This window comes from Patiriisocius sp. 208BN25-11 (genome assembly GCF_058147145.1).
In genome coordinates this window covers 73,766-83,139 of the sequence record NZ_JBYVJY010000014.1, presented here as the reverse complement: position 1 = coordinate 83,139, position 9,374 = coordinate 73,766, and the positions used below count along the sequence as shown (strand labels likewise).

2 protein-coding genes are annotated in these 9,374 nt (G+C 37.1%); one reads left to right on the top strand and one right to left on the bottom strand.

All coding sequences use genetic code 11. From position 1 onward, the window contains the following. The coding region (locus ACY2RS_RS13940) for a Calx-beta domain-containing protein (protein ID WP_490099278.1) at positions 1-5,829 on the bottom strand (5,829 nt) is incomplete at its 3' end. Between the two features lie 438 nt (positions 5,830-6,267). Here ACY2RS_RS13940 and ACY2RS_RS13935 point away from each other — a divergent pair. Next, on the top strand, positions 6,268-9,327 hold the full coding sequence (locus tag ACY2RS_RS13935; RefSeq protein WP_490099277.1) for a ligand-binding sensor domain-containing protein: 3,060 nt from the start codon (positions 6,268-6,270) through the stop codon (positions 9,325-9,327). Positions 9,328-9,374 lie beyond the last annotated feature (47 nt).

The window sequence follows — 9,374 nt, the reverse complement described above, 5'->3', positions numbered from 1 at the left end:
TGGATTTGCACAGTTGTCTGAAGCCGTTGCTAATGTCGCGTAATCTGGTAGTATAAAAGTGCAGTTTACATCGGCATCTTCAGTGATATCACTCGGACATGAAATAGTAGGGGGGATGTTGTCTTGTACTTCAAGTGTAAATGTACAGCTGTTTATATTGGTTCCATCATCTGCAAAAATGGTAATTACTGTGTTTCCTTGTGTCACAAAAGTTCCGGGCGCTGGGTCTTGTGTTACTAGTGGCATTGTATTACAATTATCTAGAACTGTAGCCAAGCTTGTATAATCGGGTAGTTCAAACTCACAAAAAGTATCTACCATAGCTGTTTGGTCTGCCGGACAGGTAATTGTGGGTGCTAGGGTATCTTCTACGGTTACTATTGTAGTACAAGTGCTCATAAGACCATTGGTGTCTGTTACAGTAAGTGTTACTGTGTTAGGGCCAATATCTGCACAAGTAAAATCTGTAACATCAATAACAATAGTTGCGATACCGCAATTATCTGTGCTACTCTCTTCAACATCTGCTGCTGTGATACTCGCCATTCCATTTGTGTCTAATTGTATGGTGAATGGCGCAGCGCAATTAACTACTGGAGCCATGCTATCTTCTACTAAAATCGTTACCATTTCGTCACTACTCGTGCCACAGTCATCGGTAAACGTCACCGTAATAGCTACAGATGGAATATCGGCACAGGTAAAGGTCTCTTGGCTAAATGAAAAGTTTAGAGCGGTACCTGTACTGCCACTGGTAATGGCATCTCTGTCTGCTTGTGTTAAGGTATAACTCGTGCCTACAAGCGCTACGGTTATTGGATTGGTAACGGGCACTAAGGGGTCGCATTCATCTACATCATTAATGTTGATGATCACGGTTTCTGGAGCACTTGTGTTTGTGCCATCACTAACTGTTATGGATAGAGTGAAACTAGTAGTTCCACTTTCAAAATCAAGGTCCCCAGAATCATTTACTGTAAGTAATCCTGTTGCTGGATTGATGGCGAAAGGCGCATCCATATCACCGTCTATACTTGTATTACCAGTTACAATAGTCCAATTTTGAAAAGTGGTTCCTGGATCAGTATCTGTTGCAAAAATGGTTCCTATAGCAGTTGTATTTGGCAAATTCTCGTCTATTGTAAATAGTTGACCTTGCGTAATTAAAGGAGTTTCATCATCATCGCTAATAGTCACCGTCGCACTATCTGGAGTACCTATTGTTACATCTAGATTGTCTGTTCCAGTAAGTGTTACCATAACGGTCTCATCTGCTTCGTCAATATCATCTGCAATCACAGGTACAGTAATAGTAACACTGTTAGTGTTTGCTGGAAATGTAAAACTACTACCTAAAGCAGCATAGTCTGTTCCCGAAGTAGCGGTTCCTGCTACAGAAAAAGTGACATTAGTTTCGGTAGGAAATTGTTGTGATGCTGTTACTGTAAATACTCCATTAGTAGCGTCTTCTGCCGCTTGTGTGGTCGCCACTATAGATAAGGTGCTCAGCACAACTTCTTCTAGCACCACATCATTGCCATCGCCACCTATGTAGCTTACTCGTAATGTTTGCCCATTAAAAGGAATAATTGCACCTTCTGCCAAGCCATTAAAATTTCCGAGGATAGCATCTGCTCCGTCATTTTCTATGATGGTGAATTGAGCGCCGCTAGTAATGGGTATTGTTATGTTATCAACTAGTGATAATGTAGCATCTGTAATGTCTACGGTACCGGTAATATCTAGTTGGCTATAGTCATCTCCAGCATTTGTTTCTCCAGCGATACTAATTGTTAGTTCATCACCTGTAGAAAATTGTGTATTTCCTGTAATGGGTAATTGGCCAGGTGTAGGGGTAATATCTCCAGGTTGTATTTCACCATTAAAAGTTACAGTACTTCCTTCTATTAAACTTGCTATAGGTATACCAGCACTTGTAGTTAATGGTCCATCAATTGCTGTAATTGTATTTGTTCCTCCTGCAAGTATTCTAGCTTCAAGACCGTCTAAGGTTATGGCGCTGCTTATTGTGTTTCCTGCTGTTCCTGTTACTTCTATATTTCCATCTGTTGTAATTGTAGAAAGATCTAGTACATATATTCCAGAATTTAATGCTCCAGCACTATTAGATCCCATTCCATTTATAGCTATAGAACCAGAATTAATATCTCTAATTGTAGAATCTTCAGTAATTGAAATTCCAAAATTTTCTATACCGGTTCCATTACCAACTCCTATGAATTCTATACCACCACCATTACTTTCAATAACTGCGTTATCAATAATACTAATACCATTATTATCATCAGTACCGTTACCTCCAGTACCATTTAGGCGTATTATTCCAGTGCCTAATTCTTCTAATAAAGCCATATCTATTAAAATTCCAGAGTTGTTTCTACTAGCATTGTTAACAGTCCCAAGTCCAGTTATATCAATACCACCGCCACTAGAGCGTACTATAGCGTCTCTATATATTTGTACTCCAGAATTAAAAGCTATATCTGCAATGTCACCATTTAATCCCCCTCCAGTACCATTAATTACAATGGGGCCATTATTTAAGTCTTCTAAAGTACTATTAAACCCTATTATAACTCCACTGTGACCACCACCAGTCCCATTTGTAGATCCCTGTCCAGTTAAAAATATACCCCCACCATTGGTCTTAATTGTTGGTGAGAATACTATACCGATACCAAATGCATTGTTTACGCTTTCAATGGCAGTTCCATCCATAGTAATACTTCCATTACCTGTTGCTTCTATAACTCCTTGCACTATTTCCATACCACTATTTCTAAAACTAGAACCAGTACCAGAGGTTCCTGTAAAAGTGATATCACCATCTACGGTTTTTATTGCGGTATCAACATCTGATACGGATATACCAATATTAAAATTCGTTCCATTTCCACCCGTTCCAGTAATGGATATATCACCCGTTCCAGTAGTTTCAATTTGAGTCCCAGATTCAAGATTTGCTCCAATATTTCGAGAATCTGTTCCATTACCACCAGTAGCTATGATTGTAATATCACCATCTACAGCATTAATATTTGTCCCTACTGCGGTACATTCGAGACCAAAATTACTACCAGTTCCACCACCTCCAGTAGCATTGATATTAATAGGTCCAGTTGCTGCATTACTTATAACTGCTTCTCTGATACTTATTCCAATATTAAAAAAGTCTGTAGTTGCAGTATTTGCGTTACCAGTAATCGTAATCGTTCCTCCATTAGCGGTCACAGCGGTTCCTATACCTGTTATTTCTAATCCTCTATTTACTTGAGCGCCTGTACCACCTTGGCCTAAGATAGTAATGTCTCCAGTAGATAGTACTTCTACTATAGATTGATTAGTGATAGCTAAACCTTGATTAGCAGATCCTGTTCCGTCTCCAGAGATACCACTTAATGTAATATTACCAAGATTTGATGTAATTGTTGTATTATCTATAGCTACACCATAATTATTACTTAATGCATCTCCTCCCTCTCCAGTAATTGAAATAGATCCAGAGCCCTGTGTTATAATACTAGATGAATTTCTAAAAGCCACCCCATGAATAAAACTAATGCCTGCTGTATCACTAAAACCATTGCCTGTCAAAGCAATATTACCTGTTCCTGTAGTTTGTATAGAGGACGAAGCAACATCAATCCCTGAACCAACTCCAGCAATTGTTGTATTTGCAGTATTTCCATTAATTTCAATATTCCCATCACTAGCCATTATTGTGGCATTGAATGTTACATTAACCCTTCTAAAACCATTAAGTGTTATTGCTCCATCGCCAGTTGTGGTTAGACTTCGAGACACTATAATATCGTTAGCTGTCGCGGTTAAATTTCCAGTCCCAATGTTTGTAGGACTAATATCAAAATTAATTGTATCATCAGTATCTCCATTAATAGTAAGATCTGCATCAAAAGCTCCATCTACACCTTCTATAGTAACCGTATCTATACCAGACCCTCCGTTTGCCTCTGTATTAATTGTTAGACTGCTTGTTGGATTTGTAAACGTCACACTTTCGCCAAGTGTACTGTCTATTATGTTTAAACCCGCTGTGGTTTCATTTTGTAATGTAATTATTTCATCTGCACCAGTAAATGTAAATACACGATCTGTAACCATTAAATTATCAATAACAGGTTCTAAGCCTATGTAATTAATAGCACTATTTCCTGCAACTGCAACACCGCCGTCATTTTCATTGATAAAGGTATGTTCTACGGTGGCAAAAGTAGCACCTCCTTGTAGTCTTAAGATATCGCCAGGGTTGGTGCTGTTTTGAGTACCACCGTTATAATTAATGATGTCACTAAAATTTCCGCCAGAGAAATCTGTGGTTAATGAATCATCACCGCCATTAGTATTTATGGTAATGTCTCCTGTTACGGATGCAATAGGTATGTCTACTGTATTTGCATCTATTTGTGTGGCTCCAGTTCCTGCTGTTAAAGAGTTTGTAGGGTCTGTGATGCGATAATTGGCACCGTTTACAGAGATGGTTAGGTTATCATCTCTATCATTGTTGTCTATAAATTCTAGGTCGCCCGTAGCGATATTTACCTCGATGTTACTTGCTGCAAGTTGATACACCCGCACATGACCAGAATTTGATCCATTTCCACCATTTCCTCTAGCCCCAATAGCTACGGTAGTAGCATCTGAAGATATAACTACTGGAACTCCAGACAGATCATCAGGGTTTTCTCCATCAATATTTTGATCTATTTGTGTCCAAGTGCCACTTAAGTTTTGAAAGATACGGACCTGACCTGTAAAACTATTAATAGTCAATGCCCCTACTGCTACAATTGTTCCATCTCCCGAGATAGACACGGATGCTCCAAAAAAATCACCTCCATTTGTACCTTCAATATCTTGGCCTATTTGTATCCAGCTACCAGCCGTATATTGATAGACCCGTACAACACCAGATTCTGCACCATTTGTTCCATCATTTCCTGTAGATCCAATAGCCAAAATAGTCCCATCCGTAGAGAGAGAAACTGAGACTCCTAAAAAATCACCAGCATTTTCTCCATCGATGTCTTGACCTATTTTTGTCCATGTACCGCTTATGTTTTGATATATTCTTACTTGACCTGAATCAAATCCCGATATATCATTTCTAGCCGCTCCTATAGCAACGATGTTACCATTAGCTGATAGCGACACAGCACCCCCAAACTCATCAGACGAGTCTACCCCGTCAATATCTTGGCCTACTTGAGTCCATGTACCGCTTAAATTTTGATATATCCGTACATGTCCAGAACCTGCTCCATTTAGTCCGTCATTAAGAATTGCTCCAATAGCTACAATACTGCCATCTGCCGAGAGTGCTACTGAATCTCCAGAAAAATCACCAGCATTTTCTCCATCAATATCTTGGCCTATTTGATCCCATGTACCACTAATGTTTTGATAGATGCGCACGTGACCAGAATTTGAACCGTTTGCATTATCATTACCAGCAGCACCAATGGCCACTATGGTGCCATCTGCAGATAAGGATACAGCACCTCCTGAGAAATCACTTGCAGCTTCTCCATCAATATCTTGACCTATTTGTGTCCAGGTACCGCTATTGTTTTGAAAGACCCGAACGTGCCCAGCAGTTGTGCCGTTTGGATTATCATTACCTGGGGCACCAATTGCCATTATGCTGCCATCTGCAGATAGGGATACAGATCTTCCAGAACCATCAAATGCAGCTTCCCCATCAACATCTTGGCCTAGTTGCTGCCATTGGGCTTGTGTGCTAAGGGTTAGTAAAAAAGAAAAGAGTAGAAGTAGGGTTGTTTTTTTCATGATGGCTTATTTTTATTTTTTGCAATGCTATTTTTGGTGTTTTTCGATTATCTATAGTATGCAACAAATTAGTACCGCTAAATTAGGAGTTGTTGGCTGTCGTGTCAATCACATTTTGATGTGGTTTTTACTAGTTATTTTAATTCCCGAATACGTTTTACCCCAACCCTAAAGGGTGACTTATTCTATATGGTTATCAAGATTTGAGATTTTCCTCCCTTTAGGGCTGGGGTAGAAAATCGGTTTAGCGAGACTTCGCTCTGGTATTATAAAATTTTCAGAAATTTCACCTATTTTATTCTAGTTCATTTTTTAACTATTTTGCATATCGTAAAGCATGTCTTTGTTTTCTGAAATTTTAAAGGCGAAGCTATTGTATGATGTAATGAACAGGTTGTTACCCATTAAAATTTCAGAAGAAAAAATGAGAACACGTTAATGAACCACCCAGAAAAATCGCCATTTATTCCTCCAACCTTCAATACATTTTGTTTATTGATGTTTTTTTTAGTGACTCCTTTTTGTCAACTTAAAGCACAAACCTTGTCTCAAATAGAAACCATAACCACAGAGAATGGTTTGCCTTTTAGAGATGTAAAATCAATAACACAAGATAGTTTAGGTTTTATGTGGTTTGGCACTGCACAAGGGCTACTTAAATATGATGGCTATTCTTTTAAAGCGTATACAAGTGACCCTAATAATCCTAATTTTATAGTCAATGAGCAGTTTACAGATCATAACTTGGTGTATCAAGGCAATAATCTAATCTGGTTTGTAGCCAATGACAAATTATTTACCATAAACACAAAAACAGATAGTATTACCAGTTATAGTGAAGTAGAAGGAATTAAAGGAGATGTTTTTGATCTACATATAGATTATAAAAAACAAGTGTGGGTTGTCACAGATAATCATTGGATTTCTAAACGCGAAGACACCTATCAATACCTTCAAAAGTTTGAGAAAAAACAAGGTTTTATAACTATAGACAGTGTGCCCCGTGGTAATCGTGAATTTACAAGACTCACCTCAGATCGTGATAATAATTTATTGTGGTTAACTCAATCTAAAGGGAGCGCATTTTATACAGAACAGGGACAAAAAATTAAAAATAATGTGTTGTCTGTTTTAGAAGAGGATGATAAAACAAAAGCACGTGGAACCTCTTTTTTTGATGATAAAAATCAACATTATTATTTTCCGAATAAAAAAGGGATTGTTCGCTACGACACCCTAAAGAACAAGTGGGAGCCTATTTTTAATAAAGCCAAAAGTATTCATCGTGGTGTTGTTGATACAGAAGGAAATACGTGGTTTGCAGGGGATACTATTTTTTATAGAAAAGATCGCTTAGGTACCATCACTAATTTTACTAAAACACTCCAACAGCAACTAGATTTTACGCGTCTTTCGCAAATGTTTGTAGATGCTAACGGTCTCTTGTGGCTTTCTACAGACAAAGGGATTTTAAAAATGCGAATTGCGCCAAAAATGTTTAAGCAACTCTTTAAGTCTGAAGAAAAAGGTTGGGGCAATAGTATGCGCGCTATGTTTGAAACAAAAGAAGGTGACATTATAGCCATGTACGAGCGCGAAAAAGAGCTCATTGTTTTTGATAAGCAAGGCAATAAAATCAAGAAACTTAAATTATGGGGAAATTTTGATCCTGAAACGAATCCACTTTATGGTGCTCGTTTTTTTACTACAGATGTATCTAAAAAGTATGTGTATACCGTAAATGAATCACTCATAAAAATACGGTTAAGCGATGGGTTTGCAGAAATACTCCCAGCATTTAATAACAGACTTAATATTACGAGGCAAAGCCCTATTATTACGCTCAAAGACGGACGTTTATTATTTGGGTTTACTCTTGAGAAGTTAACGCTTTTTGATCCAGATACTGGTAAGAGCAACTTTGTTTTTAAAGATGCTATTGAAAATAATTACTTGCATTTTAGGTATTTTTTAGAAAGCGAGACGCCTGGTGTTATCTGGGCTGGTACTTTAAATGATGGTCTTTTTAAAATTAACTTAAACGGTACTATTGAGGCACATTATAATTTGACTTCGACACCAGCTTTAAATAAGAATAACATTATTGTAGTTCACGAAGCTAAAGACCAGAGTGTATGGTTAGGCACTTTTGGCGGAGGACTTATTCATTTACAGCCAGATAAAAATGAAACTACAGTGTATAATGTTTCAAGTGGATTGCCTAATAACAATGTAGTTGGAATATTACCCTACAAGGAACATCTTATAGTTAGCACTTATGAGGGGCTTTCCTTTTTTAACACAAAGACAAAAAGGTTTCAAAATTATTTTGTAGAAGATGGGCTTACCCATAACGAGTTTAACTATGCTTCTTTTTTTAAAAATAGTAGTGATGCGTATTATTTTGGCGGTATGAATGGGGTGAATAGGTTTAATCCTAGTGATTTAATAAAAGCACCCATGTCAAATGCTATTTTATTATCTAGTTTAACTCGTTTTAATAGTAAAAGTAATGATATCCAAAAAGTAGATATTTCATCTCAACAAGATACAGAGATTACAATAGGACCTTACGATCAGTATTTTCAAATAAATTGGACGATCCCTAATTATTTTAAGAATGATGAAAATCAATACCTAACGATGCTAGAAGGTTTTGAAAATACTTGGTTTTCTCAAGGAACAAATCCATATGTGCGGTATAATAAATTACCAGCAGGAGATTATCTATTAAACGTTAAAGCAGCAGATTTTAGTGGTTCTGAAAACAGTACTATTTTAAAAGTACCCATAACGATAACGCCCATCTTTTATAAAACATGGTGGTTTATAGCCTTGTGTGTGTTATTATTATTAGCCATTTTTTATGGTGCTTTTCAATTACGAGTTCGGCAATTATTGGCATTAGAAGAATTACGAACAGAAATCTCTAGCGATTTACACGATAATTTAGGGTCTACTTTAACGGGTCTGGCTATGCAGTCTGAGCTGCTAGAAGCAAATGCTGTAGATGAAAATAAAAATAAGCTTCATAAAATTGCCCTTACAAGTCGTGATGCTATTTCTCAAATGAGAGATTTAGTTTGGAGTATCGATAACAGAAGAGAACGAACCTCAGATTTATTAGAACGTATGGTAGAAGTCGCAGAAGAACTTTTATTACCTAATGGGATTCATTTTAAGATTAAAAAAAATGATCTCAATCTTGACAAAAAATTATCTGTTAGCACGAGGCAGCATTTGTTTTTTATCTACAAAGAGGCTATTACCAACATTGTAAAACATGCTAATGCTAAAAATGTACATATAAAAATCGCCAATCAAAATGGGCATGGAACACTAGTCATTAAAGATGATGGTGTGATTAATAAGACAACCGCTAGCACTGGTTTCGGACTTATAAATATGAAACGTCGTGCACAAAAAATGAATGGAACATTACACTTTAAGAAAGAAGATGGATTTGAAATTTATGTACAAATACCTTTTAAATTGTAATAAAAATCACATCTTCATGTGGTTGAGGTTCTTGTTTTGCTTCAGTA

Bases quoted from the DNA above. Each gene is read 5' to 3' on its own strand.
- ACY2RS_RS13935 (WP_490099277.1), top strand. From the start codon at position 6,268: ATGAACCACCCAGAAAAATCGCCATTTATTCCTCCAACCTTCAATACA.